This is a genomic window from Heliorestis convoluta, assembly GCF_009649955.1.
Classification (GTDB): domain Bacteria; phylum Bacillota; class Desulfitobacteriia; order Heliobacteriales; family Heliobacteriaceae; genus Heliorestis; species Heliorestis convoluta.
On record NZ_CP045875.1, the window covers coordinates 186,671 to 203,902 of the forward strand.

Below are 17,232 nucleotides of genomic sequence, written 5' to 3' on the forward strand. Positions count from 1 at the left end.
AGAGGTGACTTTATTTGAACTATCTTACTCAAAAAAACAAAAGAATATCGATGCTGTTATTATTTACTTTTATCTTTACCACGATTATATCGTGGTTACCACCATCAGTTGCAGAGGCGGCTTTTCCTTCATCATGGAAATATTCCAAACCTATAAACAAAGGTGGTTATTTCGTTTCAGATAACAATGGTTTGATCGTTACCGTACCCACGAATGGATTCCCAAGAGATCCAGATATACATACAAGCTCCATTCAGATACCGGCAGGTAGATATGAAGTGTTTTGGGTTGACGGTGTACGAGTCGGAACTCAATCTTATCAGAACTCTGCAAGCTCACCATCTGTCTTAAATTTAAATCAAGTTGGAAGCCTCAAAGATGGCGGTTATCTCATTGTACCTTTCTCAGAACTCGATACGTGGGTGAATCGATTCAAAGGTAATAGAGATTTTGTTCGACATCATGCAGAGCAACATTCTATTACCATAAATGGTTTACGAGTCATCAATCTATCATTAGTAGCTGCTCTATGTGGAGCCATAGGAATTGACTCTGGTTACGACTGGACAAGTCCTTGGGGTAGATTTTCTATCACAAATCCACCTTCAGGTGGACTTAGAATTCTTAAAGGTAGCGCAACTATGAAGCCTGGAGAGGAGCTTGTCATCGGATTTGACGCACAAGCAAACAACGGGGGAGTAAAAAAAGGTTTTTACAACTTGAAGGTGAGCGCTAGTGCAAACTCATCAACAATGAATACCCTTAAAGAGGGTTGGTTTACAACGAGGATAAGTGATCAGACAGGTAATATTGGTGCTACTTTTACGCAACCTGGAACCTACTGGGTTACGCTCTATGTAAAAGACGGTGTTGGAAGAAACTCTGCTGGAACTTCATCAGAGAATTGGATTAACTGGGGAAGTTGGCCTTGGCATAGAGTTGATGCTTATATTGCGGCTACGTTGAAAGTAACTGTAACAAATACTACTTTACCACCAAAAGCACCAGAGCCAGCACCGCCACCAGCGCCAAGACCTCCGGAACCAACAAAGCCAAGGCCGGGAAGCCCTGTAGCTATAGCCACTGTAAACGGAGGTAAGGAAGCAGAAATTTTCGTTGGCGATACCGTTAGGTTACGAGATGCTTCCTATCACCCTTTTGAACCAGATGCATGGATTCGTGAACGCATGTGGATGTCAAAAACGAATCGTCAAGTTATATTTCGTACATGGAATGAACAAAATGCTCGATACACACCATTAAACATCACCTATGGCCCTAATAGTTACTATGACTCCGACATTCCCATGTACTTTGATGCTAAAAGCATGTATTACTTTAATACACCGGGTGTTCATGTTTTGGCATTGTCTGTAACAGGAAGCAATCCTATGTTTGCTGAAGATACTGTTCAAGTTATCGTCAAGGAAAGACCCAATATGGCTCCTATTGCAAAAATCAGTGCAAATCCAACAAGAGCAGTAGAAGGAAAAACGATAACGGTCAGCAACAACAGCAGACATCCTGGAGAGCCATTTGAAAAAATCACAGAATATAAGTGGGATATCTCTGGGAGAGCACCAATTATTCAGACAACAAAACAAAACCTTTCCTTTGGACCAGGGTTACCGTTAGGAATGTTGCCAGTAGGAACTCACACGATTAGCTTAACTGTAAAGGATCAAGATGGCGATATCTCAACGGATGTAACGACGGTTACGGTTTTAGAAGCGAAGCCAGTGGCGGCCATTAGAGCAAGCGCATCTTCAATCGATGAGTTTGAAAATGTTACGGTATTCAACGAAAGCTATCACCTAGGAGATCCCTTAAAGCAGATCGTTGAATATAGGTGGGAAGTACCGGGGCACGAACCTATCGTGCAAAATACAAAACAAAATTTGGTATTCAGTGTGGACTCGCCACTAGGGACGTTAGCCTCGGGTATCAACACGATCAAGCTTACGGTAAAAGATAATGTTGGTGATATTTCAACAGCAAGTACTAACATTGCCGTTAAGATGTTAGAACCGGTGGCTGATATAGCAGCAAGTAACTATTCGATCACAGAAGTTGATGATGTAACAATAATCAACAATAGCTATCATTCAGCGGCACCTAACCTAAGTATTACAGAATATAGATGGACAGTTCCATGGCTAGATGAACCGATTATCCAGACAACAAAGCAAAATATAGAATTTGGTGATAAGAAGCCCTTAGGACCAATACCTTCCGGCTCACAAACGATTACCTTAACAGTCAAAGATGATGAGGGTCGGATCTCGAGTGATAGTGTCACTATAGAGGTCGCTCCTGTTTATCCAACGGGTGAAATCAATATTACAGGTCATGATGGAGAGGTGATTGATAGAGCACTTGCAGGTAGACAGGTAATTATTGAAGGGACTGGTCGTGCCTACGGTGGTCGAAACATTAATAGCTCAAAGACACAGTGGCGTATTACTCATATTGATACTGAGAGCGGAAAAGAAACAGTTACAGAAATCAGTGGCACGATGGCACCAATCAACGATAGTTGGGACAATCCCTTCTTTAACAAAGACGGTGAATGGAAAATTGAGCTCAGACTGACTGATGATGCTCTAAGTCCGAGAAGTTCACAATGGATCAGTAAAAAAATCTGGATTATACAGGATAAGCCACCCATTCCTTTGTTTTCTGTTATACCAGAAGCACTTCGTAATATTATCGATGATTTTACGATTGAAGCTACCCACGGCAGTTATGTTCATCCCGTAGACATGACACTTGGCGATAGGTTGACAGGTATCACATGGAAGCTATTATTTGATGAGAATAATGACGGTACCTATACGAAAGGCCCTGTAGCGGAGCTTCACATGAATTTAGAAACAGGGGAAGTTACAACAACAGAAGATAAGCGTTATGGAAGCATTAGACCTGTTTACAAAGACGAAGGAGAGCTTGATTCAAGAAAAGTTCGGCTTCAATTTAATCAAGTTGGTAGGTTTAAGCTAGAGCTTGAGGCACATGAATCCTATGAAGGTTGGGGGAGAACCATACGAGGTCAGACCGGACATACTTTTCAAAAAGCTATCGAAGAAAAGGTTATTGAAGTGGATAATATTCCACCCTATGCGAATATCGATTTTAGCAAAGGTGATGTTGATTATTACCTTCCCTTTGTATTCAGTTTAGTTGATAACAGAGATCCTATAGTCGGATCGTTTAACGCGAACCAGTTTATGTTGATCAACGAAGGTAAAAGCAAAGGAATAAATCCAATTACTTCATTTACCGAGTATGCGCCTGACGAAGCAAAACAAGTAGACTCTGCTGTGGATTACATTATGAATAACTGGATTAACTATCCTAACAGTCTAGGTCAATGGCAGGTACATACGGCTGGTTCTGTTCCCTCTATTCGTTCAACCGTAAACACGCAGTGGACTGGTTTTTGGAGAGAAGATGATATTAACCGAACTGAAATTGAATTTGAGATGGGTGTTTCGCAGAATGATGGTGATGATGACTGGATCGGTTTTTCTTTTAGAATGAATAAATACGAACCAGGTCATCCCAATAATCCTTACAGTGGAAATATAGATGCGTATGACATGTACTTCTTTGCCATGGACAATCGCGGTATTCGCCATGCAGGACTTTATAAGCTAGAAAAAGCACCTTTTACAAATGATCATGCTGGCAGCCATAGTATGTGGACAGGTCGTTGGGCCGGTGGAGTTTGGACGAACGAGATATCTTACTTCACTCAAATTGGCTCGAATACGCCTAGACAAGAGAATAGCTTTTTACCCGGAAGTCCTGTTCCTGCAAATACCAAAGGAAGACTTCTCGCTTTACAAAAAACAAGTACAGATAACCTTCGTTGGAGATATCACGACTTTTATGGTGTAAAAATAGTTGCGGAAGGTAATCGAATTCAAATATGGGTAAATGGTAAGCTAGAGATCGATTACACGGATCATGATAAACCTATCGTAACTGGAGGTTATGGTCCTTTCGCAGCTAGCCAAGCTTACGGTACTTTCAGAAACATTAACATCAATGGAGCAAGCATTTTTGATGGTATCAGCTATGATGAGTTGCATGACTTGGTAGCGATACAATCATTTGATAAGCCGGCGGATATTAACAAGCGTTATCTCGCAGTTGTCATAGATGCAAGACTTCGTGAAGGTAACGTTACAATGCTTGAACTTATTGAATTGCTACGGGCTAAAGAAGTTACCCCCATCATCATTGCTCCTCCTAATGTTCAAGAGCAATTCATGCCACTACTTAATGAACTAGATGGTTTCGCAGTAGACTTGAACACAAACATGAGAATCCCAATGCTTGAAATAGCAAGACGTATTTTTGGTCAAACCGAAGATGGTACACCTAAAAATGTTATTCTCGTAAACCAACGTATTATAGCTCAAGCAGAAGAGTTTGATGCAGAAAAAGATACGATTACAAACGAAGGTAAGCGCTGGAAGTTTACGCATACAAAACCTTCGCTGGAATACCTCTGGATGGATACGCCTTGGGATACGATGAACTATTTCAACGCAAATAAATGGCATGAATCAGGCAATGAATTGCTGCCAACTAGTACATCTGTAACAAAACCACATTCAACTTGGGAGGGTTCCTTTAACAAGCCAGGACTATACGAAATCAGCTATCGAATTAAGGACCAACCTTCTAATACTCTTCAGCATCCTAACAATTTAAGCCATAGTCAAAATAGCAATCTAAACAAAGAATTCGATGAAGGTGGATATGCGAAGTGGTCTAACTCAGTGGCTGACTATCTCTTGGTAATAAGACCACCTCAAGCAGACTTTACGGTTACAACAACAACACATGGACAACCCATATGGGTAAAAGAAGATTCAGTTGCGCCAGATCGAATGAAAAAAGACGATCCTAATAAGGGAATCGTCCAGAGAGAATGGAGAATTAAGAAGTTAACAGATGATAGCTGGCGTTATGATTATATCCCCGACAGTTTACCGGAACCAGGCGAATGGATCTTTGCTTTAAGAGTTATGAACGAGTTTGGCTATTGGTCTCCGTGGACAGAGAAAATTGTACCTGTAAGCAATACGCCTCCAATCGCAAAGTTTTCGCCTAGTAAAGATCCAGTAACAAGAGGTTTAGCGATTGACTTGATAGATCAAAGTTATGATCCTAACCATGATAAGGTTGTAAAATGGCAGTGGACGATAGAGCATCCCAGCGGAACTATAACGAATGTACCCGTCATTACGAGTCCTATAACAAATGGTCATCTGTCAAATCGAATCTTTAACGAAAATGGTATTTACAGGGTACGGCTAAAAGTCTGGGATGAATTTGGAACAGAATCGTTATGGTACAGTCGAAGCTTTCCCGTAGTTCAACCAACGCCTCCACCAGTTGCTGACTTCGATATTGTCACATCAATAGGCGTACCAAACACTGAATTCATCATGCAACAGTACAGTACAAGAGATAAATCATATGCTTTCCATAATCCTGGCGATCCGACGAACCTGATCGAAAGATGGTTGTGGGAGCTAGAAGATCCTAACGGAAATAAAATTATGAATTGGCAGATCAACAGAAGCGAGCTGACAGGGACAACACTATCAATTCCAGATTTTCAACGAAGAATGTACAGCATAGGTCCAAACCCTAACTGGCCTAAACCGCAGAAGGTGGGCATGTACAGACTTCGCTTGCAAGTCATGGACACTTGGGGGCAAATATCGAATGTAGCTGTTAAGCAGTTACAAGTCATCGCACCTTTGAACTTCGTGAAGGAACCTGTTGCCAATCCTCAACCTGCCTTAGCAGGTGAGCGAGTGAAAATATCATTAGAAAGCGAAGGGTACGCCACGCATGCGTGGGTTCTTATACCTGCTTCTATCGTAGTTGAAGAAGAGAAAATGTTGCCACCTAACAAGGGAAGGGAACCAAGCCCAACGCCAACTGAAACAATTAATGGAGTAGGATATGTAGCCATTCCGTTGACGAAAAGAACCACCTTGTCTCATGAGTATCCCAGTGTAAATGGTATTCCTTTTATGAGGAAGTGGGAAGGAGAATTTATCGTCAATGTCTGGACCAAAGATGGTAAGTATCCAATCTACTATCGCATAGCAAGGCAAGAGCCACCAGGATTCGCGCCTGAAACAAAAATGACATCAGCAAGAGATTTTGAGGTTAAGTACAGTGTATATGACTTAGTGAAGCCAAGAAGAGTGGTCAATCCAAGAGAATAGCTTACGTCGAAGCCCGAAGTCATTCAATGCCTTCGGGCTTCTTTTATGTAGAAGCAAATTTTCACTAAAGGTAGGTGAGCAAGTTGAAAGTGCTTCTGGCAACGGGAGTCAAGCAAATAGATAATGTCGTTTCTCTTTTCACTGGCTTAGAGACGGTTTGGGTTGGCTATAGGGAGAGCGTAGTATTAATGGCTAAGAAAGAGAGCGTTAACCTCGTAATACTATCAGCGTTTTTGCCAGGTAGCGAAAAGATTGAGTGTATCATTACATCCCTTAGACTTGAAGAAATTCGAGTTATTTTACTGGCAGGATCGATTGCTTATGATGCTCCTTTAGTCACAGAGGCCATTCGGTGCGGTGTTTATGATGTCCTTTATAACCCAATAACACCAAGTAAACTTAAACAAGCAATCGAGTCTCCAGCTACCTATCGAGATGCTATGTTGCGGCTAGAGAAAGAAACAGACATTACCGTGAAAGATGGTGGTGATAGAGACAGAAATGACAATAGAAAAAAAGAAATATGCTTGAGCGATTTCCAAGAGCAGAGTAAAGCTTCTAGTAAGAAAAAAGAGATGAGTGAATCGCCCAGTGAAAAAGAAGAGGTCGATTCAGACAATTATGCTCTAAGAACATTAAAGGGTACTACTCTAGCAAAAGAAGTCATTGTTATCACCAGTCCAAAAGGAGGTACAGGTAAAACGGTAATGGCTGTCAATCTAGCTGCTGTAATCTATAAGATTACAAAACAACGTGTAGCACTTATTGACTTAGATCTACCCTGGGGCAATGTAGCGGCTCAACTACAGCTTTCTTTTAATGAGGACTTTTTTCTTTTGGAGTCATTGCCAGAAGTAATCCGAGAAAATGTTCTTTTGGAATTAATGCAAAAACACTCAAGTGGAATATATGTTCTCGCTAATCTTACAACAGGATTATCAGATGAGCAGTTCATAGATTCTAACGGGATAAAGAAGATTCTTTTTAACCTACCAAGGTTTTTTGATTATGTAGTCGTTGATACCGGATCAAATTTGCAGATACATACAATAGAGGCTATTCGTTATGCTACGAAGATCATTTGTTTGAATGGCTTCGATACGGCCACTTTACACAATACTAGGAAATGGTTAACTCAATTAAAAGCGAGAGAGTTAATCGGTGACTTTAATGATGTTGGGCAAGTCTTTAATCGAATTACAGGCAAGGAAGGGATTGATATTTCCGATGCCGAGGATTTCCTTCAGTCAAAAGCATATGGAGCAGTTCATTGGAAACCAGATATACAGAGGATAATCAACCAGGGCAAAATACCAGCTCTGGTTGATTCTTCTTTTGGCGATGAAATTGAAAGAATTGCTAGGAAGCTTTGCACGCAAGTTGAGATGTCAAATGGTATCTTAGACAGACTGAAAAAGTTAGTGTCACGGTAGGGGGAAAACATGTTAAAAACCTTCTGGCGTAATGAACGTGGCGGTGGAGAAGCTCTATCTTTTGCAGCGATAGCTATCATTCTTGCTTTTTTCGTTTTGGCCATGGTAGAGCCTATTCATCTCAGCAGAACGAGCGACAAAATAAACGGCCTTGCTCGTTACGCTCTAGTTCTTGCTGAATCACAGGGAGAATTAAGCAGCCAAGCTTTACAGGACGTACGCTCTAGAGCAGTTCAATTAGGTCTTGAAGTAAGCGAATTAGAAATAGACTTTAGAGCTTTTCACGATGATGGAACGGAAAAACTTAAGGGCGAAAGGGCTGAATACGGGGAAAGGATCGGAGTTCAACTAAGTTACACAAAAAAGTATGACAGAGTAACACTAACAAATTTTGTTTTAGCTTCAGAGAGTAAGACTGCGAAAATTTCATCTCCAGCCATGTACAGCGTGTCAACAAGTCATAAAAGATAGTAAGAAAGGGGTGATGTTTTATTTGTTTTTTAGAAAGTTTATCTATGATAACCGTGGAACAGGCACAGCGTTGACAGGTTTGATCATTGTAGTACTTTTGCTGATTGCATTCGTATCCATGGTAACGATGGCAGAGTATGTAACAAAGAGTAGAGTCATTTACAATGCCATTGATCATGCTTTGATGGCAAGCTATGGCAGTGTAAATAGAATTGATTTAGCAGACAGAAATATTTTCATAGAAGAGGATATGAGAAATAGCTTGATGGCAGATGCTAGAGAGCAATTTGTAGAGGTATGGAAAAAAGAATCTAAAGCGATAAGATATCTAACACTTGACGAAGAGCTAGGCGTTTCTAGCTTTGATGTTTTTAACTATGATGAGGATGGGAGGCTTGATGAAACGGCTCCAGCTCCACATCTTCACCGAATTACGTCCCCTGCTGTCTACGTTCATGTTGAAGGCATGATAAAAATGACTTTCTTGCCCAGTATTCCATTAAGCCTACATGTCTTAATAGATGTTCCTGATATTCCTGAGAGTGAACTGTACAGGTTTGTACGATAGCAAAGGATGTGTTAGAGCTGCAAGTCAACCTACTAAGAAACCATGACAATCTTGTTGAATGTACATTAAATAATATCTACTGTCCAAATCGTTGGTTATTGTTTCGTAAGATACGAGATTGGGATACAGAGCTATTTTCTCATTCTCTTCGAGTTGCGGCATACTCAAGATTTTTAGTCCAAGAACTTTTTAATGAGGATGAAGAAACCGAATCGATCGTGACAGCAGGAGCTTTTTTTCATGATATTGGAAAAACAACCTGGCCCAATAAATTTTCTCACAAAGAACTAACAGAGAGAGATCGTGAAATAGTGAGGTGTCATCCGACTACTGGAACTTATATAGTAGAAGAACTTTGGCCAAATGTCCCAATAGAGATTCTGACAATTATTCAAGAGCATCATGAACGACCCAATGGACAAGGCTATCCTACGGGTAAAAAGGTGACAAACCCACTATCTCTCATTGTTAGCGCAGCTGACATATTCGCTGCTTTGACAGAGCCAAGGCGGTATCGCAAAGTTGTTTATAATGCCGAGGCAGCGGCTCAAGAGCTAGTTCGGCAAGGTTACTCAACGAAAGTAGCAGAAGTTTTAGAAAAAGAATATGAGAGTATGATCGTTTAGAAGAAACACGCAAAAAAGACAGTTCTCCATGGTAGGAGTACCGTCTTTTTTGCTTAGAAGAGCTAAATCAGAGGAGGAAAGATTTATGAAGCCTAGTATTGTAGTTGCGCCTCCTGAAGAAACCCAAGTAAACAAGATTTTCATGGAAAAAACATATGAGTTGTTGGCTCGTTGGGCTATGGAAGATTTAAAACAACAAGCAGAAAATCATGCGAAAGTGCTTGAGAAAAAAGCAGGATAAGAGAAATAGGACAAAGCTCTCTCTGCATAACAATAAACCACAACCCTTTATAATGGCGGTGGTTCATTGTGAAAAGGAAAAAAGAATGGATAAAATACCATATATACCAATTACTTCTAAAATGGGCTATTGAAGATAAAAATGCAAATGATAAGCGGCGGTCAGGGTGAGGAACCCCGACCGCCTTTTTTTTTGAAGGACATATTTAATATTGCCGTTATGGAAATAAAGGGGATGTGTCAATTGGATAAACAAAAGTTTGAATTAGTTGATCCAAAACGTAATTACAAAAACATAGAGGAAATGCCACATTCCAAAGACACCTTAAATCAAAAAGGTATCGCTATTGGAGGTTATGTTCGTGTTTCTACGCAAAAAGAAGGTCAAAAGTCTAGTGTAGAGAATCAACAGAAGTACTTAACAGAATGGGCAGATGTTCATGGTTATCGATTGTTAAAAATGTATATTGATACAAAAAGTGGAGAATACATCAGCTATCGAAACGAACTACAGGAAATGATACAAGATATCCGAGCAGGAAAGATCCGAGGTATTGTAACTAAAGAAATAGCTCGCTCTTCTCGGGATGTAATGGACATTTTAGAGCTTAAGCGAACTTTATCCGATTATGGTGGCTTTATGATTAGCATACGTGAAAACTACGATAGCCGAACCGATGACGATGAATTTTTGCTGGTTATTCATGCGGCTATGGCACAAAAAGAACGAAAAACTACAAGTTCTCGAATTAAAGTAACGCAAATATTAAAAGCTAAGGAAGGTAAAGGAAATATTAAGCCACCTTTTGGCTATAGATACAGCGAAACAGAAAAAGGAAAGTACGAGCCAGATCCAGTTACAGGACCAATCTATAAAGAAATAATATCTCAGTTTCTTTCCGGTCAAGGAAGAGACAAAATAGCTCGTTGGTTAAACAGTAAAGGAATAAAAACTTCAAGGGGCGGTATTTGGAGAGAGAGTGCTATAAAAGTCTTATTAGAAAATCCTGCATACCTAGGATTTATGGTTTATAATACAACGACTCTGCTTCGAACTGCTACGGGTCAAAGAAAACGTGTTCGTCGCCCTATGGAAGAGTGGGTAATAGTAGAAGATGCACACCCTGCTTTAATTACTCAAGAGGAATGGGATAAAGTACACGAGATTATGCTTTCAAGACGAAAAATAGATAATCGACGTCGAATCAGTTTTGAGCGAAAATACCTTCTAAGTACTCTGTTGCGGTGTGGAATTTGTAAAGGAAATATGTATGGCGTAGAAAACAGGTCAAAGCACAAGAGAAAAAGTAAAAACGGAGAAGAAGTTACTTACTACTATTATCGATATGTCTGCCAAGGCCGTAATGGTCGGTGCGATGCCAAAGTAAAAGTCTATGAAATGGAGCGTGTGGATAAAGAAGTTTTCAAACAAATCAAAGCAAAGGTTATTATGTTAACGAATCCTAGTGAAGTAGTTCAATACGTTCAGTCTAGAAAGGATATCTTCACCGATGGATTAGAGAAAGAGCGTCGCAAAAGAGAAGAACTACAAGTTCGAATTAATAAAAATGAAAAAGCTATAAAACGTCAGCAAGAAGCTTACGAAGCCGAGGTAATTGAATTAGAAGAATATCGAATTAGAGTGACCGAGTTGCGTAAGGAAAAAGATGATTTGTTGTTGACGTTAGATACATTAAATAGAAAATTAGCAGAAGTAGACTCAGCCCACGAAACAATACTAAAACTAGCCGAACTAATGGTTGCTTATGTATCTACACTGGACGATTTGAGTCAAGAGAGAAAGCATGAACTTCTTCGTCTGATGGTGCAAGAAGTCTACCTTTATCCTGATTATAAGATAGAAATTAAGTGGTCTTTTGAGCCGTAATTTTTTTTGGAGGTACTTAACAGTCAGGTCCGCCATACTGCGCATAGAGATACTTCGCCATACCAAGGTCACACTTTTCCACCCGCACAGGATACTGCAACTTCTTCTCGTAAATCCACATAGGCCAATACTTCCCTCCCGGTCATCCAATCAATACTTTATCTCCCAGGGCCAAGGCGTTTCAATCCAGTTCCAGGGATAGCGCTCTGGGCAGTAGCCATAAATCGTCAAAAGGCCATACTTCTGCTCATAGGCCAGCTTTAACCGCTTTACTTCCTCAGAAACCCGAGCAAAATCACGTAAAGCCGCTTGCTCTTCAGGATGAGTATCTAAAAAAAGATTTAGCTCCAGAAGGACAAAATCAAGCTCCATAATGCGCTTTAATAGATCTCTCTGGTGGTGGTGATGGTGGTGGTGGTGATGTTGACTCATTCTACCGGCGCCTCCTTTCTAACACTTTTTTCGATGTTTATCTTTAATGTAAGGACGATAAAGGTCAGGAAAAAGCGTTCCTTTTTTCAACGCCTCTGTCGGAGAATAGAAGGGCGGACAATACTTCTGCCACAACACATAAGCTTCTGCCAACTTTGGAGAATCAGGCAACACATCGGGTCTATGCCTATGTGGTGGCGCACAGACAGGTGGCTTTGGAGCACAAACGGGCGGTTTGCATCGATCCATAAAAAATAGCACCTCCTTGTTTTCGCTCCATCATATGCCAAGGACCCCAAAATGGTCCCAGAGAAGATAAAAAAAGCATATTTTAAAGCAACGAAGGCCAAGCTAAAAAGCGTGAAAGGATAAACGAGAAAAGGGTAAGCGAATGATGAGGTGAAAAGCAATGAGTGAAAAAAACAACAAAATCGATGTAAGAAGTCAAATTGATAAATTAAACTGGGAAGAAGCCAAAAAGACAGGTTACACAGAGCGCGGCGTCCACAACGATGCCACCTTTACAGCTCGAACAGAATGCGAAACAGATCTTCGCCAAGACATGCTTGAAGTGGCTGATGAAGCCGAAGAAAGCCAGGAAAAAAACAACAAGAAAGAACAATAGAGAAATCCAATAAAGAACCTCAATTGCAAAAAGGAAAAGAACCTCCCTGCCAATTAAGCGCGGGAGGTTCTTCTTTTCATCTGTATAAAAAGCAAAAGCCCTATAAGAGGAAGAAGAGCCGATGAAAGATACATCAATTGAAAGCCGAGAAACTGACTTAAGCCTGCCCACAGCGCACCAGCTGATACACCCACATCAAAAAAGCTCGTATAAACCCCCATAGCACTGCCTCTTGTCGCTGCAGGTGTCTTCTCAATCACCAGAGCCGTTAAAGCTGGATACATAGCCCCAAAGCCCAGACCATAGAGTGTTGCCACCAGAAGCAGATAAGGCAAAGAGGAAGCAAAGGCGAGTGCCACCATGGCCACAGCCACGACGAGCAAAGAAAAAACAATCAGTTGATAAGAAGAAAAACGTTCTAAAAGTCCCGTAAAAAGACGAATCACCACAACGGCAACAGTATTAAAAACAAAAAATAGCTCAAAAGACGGAATCGCTTGCTGTAAAGCAAAAAGTGGCAACATGGTCACAATGGCACCATTCGTAAAAGTTATCGTAAAAAGGGTAAGACCGGGAATCAGTACGTAAGGACTGCGTAAAGTCTGACGAAAAGGAATGGGCGCAGCCGTAGCACCGCCTCGAGATACTGTTTTTTCCTTTAAAAATGGCAAAATCAAAGCGGTAACCAAAGCTAGGGAAAAACTCATCACCAAGAGAAGAGACAATCCTTCAAAGCGAAAAAAGATTAATAGTCCCAGCGCAGGTGCCATTCCCTTGGCTAGTACAAGAGATATGCTATGCACACCAATGGCTTGTCCTACCTGAGAAGAAGAAACGTTGTCCGTCACCAGGGCAATCACAAGAACGGTAAAAGCACCAATGGTATAGCCAAAAATCAACTGAGCCAAAGCCACCATAGACAGAGAAGGGAAAAACAAAAGCAAAGGTGCCAGCAATGTCAGAAGCACACAAGACCAGAGTAAACCTTTGCGGCCTCGCCGATCACCCAAATAACCAGCATAAATGCGTAAAAAAAGTGACGTAACAAAAAAAAGAGCCATCAAAAAGCCAATCTCAACTTTCGAAGCACCCAGATTGGCCATATGCAAAGGCAAAACAGACAAAAGCAGATAATAAGTTCCAGTAAAAAGAGTCGTCGCTAGAACCAACAAGGTAAAATGCTTCGACCAAAGACGTTCTTGTACGGGCTTCGATGCTTTTGAACCTATCATAACTTCGCCCAACTTCTTCCCCAATTAATCATAGTTGCAACAGAAGAGTGCTTTACAAATTTTTCACAACTCATATCGCTAGTATCTGCCATAACCACCTCTACCAATCAAAAAAATCTTTTACCACGACTTATTTCGACAAAAAAACAATCCTTTATAGTGTAAACTGTAATGAATACTGTATTACGGAGAGAGAAAAGATGAGCACATCCATAAAATGGAGGAAAATCAAAAGAAACATATCAAAAAATAACAAAATCCGCTTTTTTGACTTATCTTTTGACCTCCTCTGCATCACTGGTTTTGATGGATATCTTAAGCAAGTAAATCCAGCATTTTGCAGAATCGTTGGCTACACGGAAGAAGAGCTTTTATCTAGACCTTACATAGAATTTCTCCATAAAGAAGATCAAAGCAAGATAAAAAACTATGACTTCAACAGCTATGATAAAGAAACAATGCAGCTACCACACATGGAAGTGCGCTACATCTGTAAAGATGGAACTTACAAATGGATAGCATGGACAGCGACCATAGACATTAATGAAGAACTCATCTACGGTGTGGGTCGAGACATTACAGATAAAAAAACACTAGAAAAAACCAACATGGAATTAAACTCCATTGTAGAAGCTTCTACCGATGCTATCATAGTTATTGATAGAGACGGTATTATTCAAAGCTGGAATGGAGGCGCTGAAAAGCTTTTTGGCTATAGTCAATCAGAAATCATTGGTCAACCTATTCAAGTCTTTGCACCAGAAGAGAAAAAAGAAGAATGCGACAAAATTGTGCAAAAAGTCTTAGATAAAGGTGCTTTCGAACACTTTGAAACGATACGGCTCAAGAAAAACGGCCAACGCGTTCAGGTTTTTAACATTGTGACACCTATCAAAGATAAAGAGGGCAACGTAACGGGCATTATTGCCCTGATCAGAGACAATACAGAAAAAAAACAATTAGAAAACGAAATCGCTCATCTCGATCGCCTCAACGTCGTAGCCCAGATGGCGGCTGGCATAGGTCATGAGATTCGAAACCCTTTAATGAGCGTCCGAGGATTTCTACAACTTTTAGGAAGACAAGAGGAGTATCAAAAAGATAAAGACTACTTTCACTTGATGATTGATGAACTTGACAGAGCCAATGCTATCATTACCGAATTCTTAGCCATGACGAAAAGAAAACCCTCAAACCCTGAACGAGGCAATCTTAGCAAGGTTATTGAAGAATTATTGCCACTATTACAAGCTGAAGCGATTAACAACAATAAATGGATTGTCAAACAACTAGAACCTGTTCACGATCTTGTCTTTGACAACAAAGAAATCCGCCAATTACTTTACAACCTAGTCCTTAATGGATTAGAAGCCATGGAAACAGGGAAAAAGCTAACCATTCGCACCTATATGGAAGACGCCGAAGTCGTTCTAGCTGTGCAGGATGAAGGAAAAGGCATGCCTGCTGAAGTTTTAGAAAGATTGGGTACGCCTTTTTTGACAACCAAAGAAAATGGAACAGGTCTTGGCCTGGCTTTGGTTTTTCGCATTGCCAGACAACATAAAGCCAGAGTCTTTGTGAACTCAGGTCCAAGTGGTACAATTTTTCACATACGCTTTCCTACACATTCCTTCTAGATCGATAGAGAAAAGGAAAGCAATACAATACAAAGCAGAAAAGCTGCCTTCTAAGAAAAGGCAGCTTTTCTGCTTTAAAGAAACAATTAGGCCTGAGAAGGGGGTATTAGTAGAACAGGAATTAAAGACTTGCGAACGACACTATAGCTCACACTACCTAGAAGCAACTCTTGCATAAATCCTTTACCTTGGCTGCCCATAATGACAACAGAATGCTTCTTCGAGCGAACTTTCTCTAGAATTAACTCTTTGGGCGAGCCAAAGGGGACTTCCAGTTTCACCTCAGGAGCACCGAGAGAGAGAAGTTTTTCTTTAAGAGGTGTTAGTTCATTAATAATAGCACGATTAATATCTTCTAAGCGCTGCAAATAATAAGTCTCCGAGATACTACGATCTTGCACATGCATTAATGTAACAGGACATTGTAACGTTTCTACCACTTTTTCAAGATAGGAAAAAGCAGCACTGGAAGTATCAGAGAAATCGGTGCAGAAAAGCGGTGCAGAGAAAAGCTCTTCAAAAGACTGTTGCATTCTGTCTTCCTTGTTGAGCTCTACGCGTACGAGCAAAATCGGTTTAGAAGTTCTATGTAGTATTTCTGTGGAAACACTACCTAAAGCCGCCTTTTTGAAGATGCCTTTGCCATGGGAACCGACAATAATTGCATCAACAGCATGCTTTTCAGCAGTCTCCGTTAATGTTGGGGCTGGAATGCCTAAGGGCATTTCTGTAGTTACTTTGAACCCTTTATTTTCTAGCGTCTCTTTTTGACTTTGCATACGCAACGTTCTTTTGGCCATAATCTCTGCTTCTAGAACAGGATTATGAGCCTGGAAGACAGCATGAACTAGCAAAACTTCTTCAAGGCCTACTTTTTTTAATGTTTCTACAGCCTGCAGTAAAAGTTCTGATGGCGGTGATAAATCAGTGCATAACAAGACTTTCTTAAACATACACAGCGCCCCCTTTTTTAAGATATCAAAAAAACTTTTGTTATTTTAATGGTAAAGGAGGGATGAACTTGTGTCAAGCGTTCTTTAAGAACAAAGAGCGCGCCTTTTGGGTTGACTTTTTCTTGCCATATGATATACTGTATTGACCTGGTAGAGCGAACTGTTCTGTAGCAAGTGGTAGCAGATAACAAGCTAATAGCAGAATCTGCCTAGCACGAACTATGATCACCCATAGTATGGCTACAGTAACAAGCTTTTGTTCGAAGGGGCATCCTTTATAATATGGGGGCGTAATGGTTTCGACGGGGAACGTATTTGCATAGGAAGCGAGCCGGGTTGCCGCCAGGACCGTAAAAAGGGCGGAAGGCTTTAATTGCCGAAGATAACTACGCTTTAGCAGCTTAAATGCCGCTAACCTCCTACCTTCTGTGCTCTCGGTGAGGGATTTAGGGGGTCATTAATAGAGAGCTAGCTTCTCACCAATTCTCGGAGGTCTGAAGCGAACTTTATCGAGATAGCCTGACCAACGCTTTGTCTGTCGTGCGGAAGGAAGGCGAAATCTAAAACGAGAGACTACGCTCGTAGATGCCTATGTGGGTATTTCTTCGGACGCTGGGTTCGACTCCCGCCGCCTCCACCAGTACTTAAGCGAAAAAGCTTGATATAATAGGCTTTTTTGCATCGACGATACTTTCATTTTAGGCAAAAAAATGCTAGGTCCGAAGGACTTAGAACCATCGATTTTACTCCTTCGGACTCGCTTTAAGTCGTTCGGACTCTAAGTCATTTGAACTCTCACGTAAAATATAAGCTTAAGTCATTCGGACCAACGTTATATCGTTCGGACTTTTTGGACTGAACAAGACGTTG

The 17,232-nt window shown here is 40.8% G+C and carries 13 protein-coding genes, 1 other RNA gene and 1 pseudogene; 10 read left to right on the forward strand and 5 right to left on the reverse strand.

The genetic code is table 11. The features are described 5' to 3' along the window. Positions 1 to 14 precede the first annotated feature (14 nt). From FTV88_RS00810 to FTV88_RS00840, 7 genes are all read left to right on the forward strand, one after another. Positions 15 to 6,257, forward strand: coding sequence for a hypothetical protein (locus tag FTV88_RS00810; RefSeq protein ID WP_153723947.1), 6,243 nt, complete (start codon positions 15 to 17; stop codon positions 6,255 to 6,257). 89 nt (positions 6,258 to 6,346) lie between these two features. Further along, complete coding sequence (locus tag FTV88_RS00815) at positions 6,347 to 7,690, forward strand: CpaE/TadZ family protein (protein WP_243137419.1); 1,344 nt, start codon at positions 6,347 to 6,349, stop codon at positions 7,688 to 7,690. A gap of 9 nt (positions 7,691 to 7,699) precedes the next feature. Further along, complete coding sequence (locus FTV88_RS00820) at positions 7,700 to 8,161, forward strand: TadE/TadG family type IV pilus assembly protein (protein ID WP_153723949.1); 462 nt, start codon at positions 7,700 to 7,702, stop codon at positions 8,159 to 8,161. A gap of 22 nt (positions 8,162 to 8,183) precedes the next feature. Then, positions 8,184 to 8,729: a hypothetical protein gene (locus FTV88_RS00825; RefSeq protein ID WP_153723950.1), complete on the forward strand. Its 546-nt coding sequence runs from the start codon at positions 8,184 to 8,186 to the stop codon at positions 8,727 to 8,729. Between the two features lie 8 nt (positions 8,730 to 8,737). Then, positions 8,738 to 9,355 (forward strand): HD-GYP domain-containing protein, encoded by a 618-nt coding sequence (locus FTV88_RS00830; protein ID WP_162007837.1) that lies wholly within the window; start codon positions 8,738 to 8,740, stop codon positions 9,353 to 9,355. A gap of 85 nt (positions 9,356 to 9,440) precedes the next feature. Beyond that, the gene (locus FTV88_RS00835) at positions 9,441 to 9,596 is read left to right on the forward strand and encodes a hypothetical protein (protein ID WP_153723952.1); all 156 of its coding nucleotides are present in this window, start codon (positions 9,441 to 9,443) and stop codon (positions 9,594 to 9,596) included. A gap of 243 nt (positions 9,597 to 9,839) precedes the next feature. Next, complete coding sequence (locus tag FTV88_RS00840; RefSeq protein WP_162007838.1) at positions 9,840 to 11,483, forward strand: recombinase family protein; 1,644 nt, start codon at positions 9,840 to 9,842, stop codon at positions 11,481 to 11,483. A 22-nt stretch (positions 11,484 to 11,505) separates the two neighbouring features. Here FTV88_RS00840 and FTV88_RS00845 read toward each other — a convergent pair. The 3 genes and pseudogenes from FTV88_RS00845 to FTV88_RS00855 form a co-directional block, all read right to left on the reverse strand. Beyond that, a pseudogene (locus FTV88_RS00845) lies at positions 11,506 to 11,604 on the reverse strand (manganese catalase family protein); the annotation flags it as partial. 29 nt (positions 11,605 to 11,633) lie between these two features. After that, positions 11,634 to 11,915, reverse strand: coding sequence for a spore coat protein CotJB (locus FTV88_RS00850; protein ID WP_153723954.1), 282 nt, complete (start codon positions 11,913 to 11,915; stop codon positions 11,634 to 11,636). Positions 11,916 to 11,933: 18 nt separating this feature from the next. Next, the gene (locus FTV88_RS00855) at positions 11,934 to 12,164 is read right to left on the reverse strand and encodes a spore coat associated protein CotJA (protein WP_153723955.1); all 231 of its coding nucleotides are present in this window, start codon (positions 12,162 to 12,164) and stop codon (positions 11,934 to 11,936) included. Positions 12,165 to 12,324: 160 nt separating this feature from the next. Between FTV88_RS00855 and FTV88_RS00860 the strand changes: the two genes are divergently transcribed. Further along, the gene (locus FTV88_RS00860; RefSeq protein WP_153723956.1) at positions 12,325 to 12,540 is read left to right on the forward strand and encodes a hypothetical protein; all 216 of its coding nucleotides are present in this window, start codon (positions 12,325 to 12,327) and stop codon (positions 12,538 to 12,540) included. Between the two features lie 53 nt (positions 12,541 to 12,593). Here the strand turns inward: FTV88_RS00860 and FTV88_RS00865 are convergent, their stop codons facing one another. Beyond that, positions 12,594 to 13,772, reverse strand: a complete 1,179-nt coding sequence (locus tag FTV88_RS00865) for an MFS transporter (RefSeq protein WP_153723957.1) — start codon at positions 13,770 to 13,772, stop codon at positions 12,594 to 12,596. Between the two features lie 200 nt (positions 13,773 to 13,972). On the opposite strand from FTV88_RS00865, the gene FTV88_RS00870 reads away from it, so the two are divergent. Next, the gene (locus FTV88_RS00870; RefSeq protein WP_153723958.1) at positions 13,973 to 15,409 is read left to right on the forward strand and encodes a PAS domain S-box protein; all 1,437 of its coding nucleotides are present in this window, start codon (positions 13,973 to 13,975) and stop codon (positions 15,407 to 15,409) included. A gap of 86 nt (positions 15,410 to 15,495) precedes the next feature. Here FTV88_RS00870 and FTV88_RS00875 read toward each other — a convergent pair whose 3' ends face one another. Continuing rightward, complete coding sequence (locus FTV88_RS00875) at positions 15,496 to 16,362, reverse strand: universal stress protein (RefSeq protein ID WP_153723959.1); 867 nt, start codon at positions 16,360 to 16,362, stop codon at positions 15,496 to 15,498. A 284-nt stretch (positions 16,363 to 16,646) separates the two neighbouring features. Here FTV88_RS00875 and ssrA point away from each other — a divergent pair. Continuing rightward, positions 16,647 to 17,002: a transfer-messenger RNA gene (gene ssrA, locus FTV88_RS00880) on the forward strand. Positions 17,003 to 17,232: the final 230 nt, after the last annotated feature.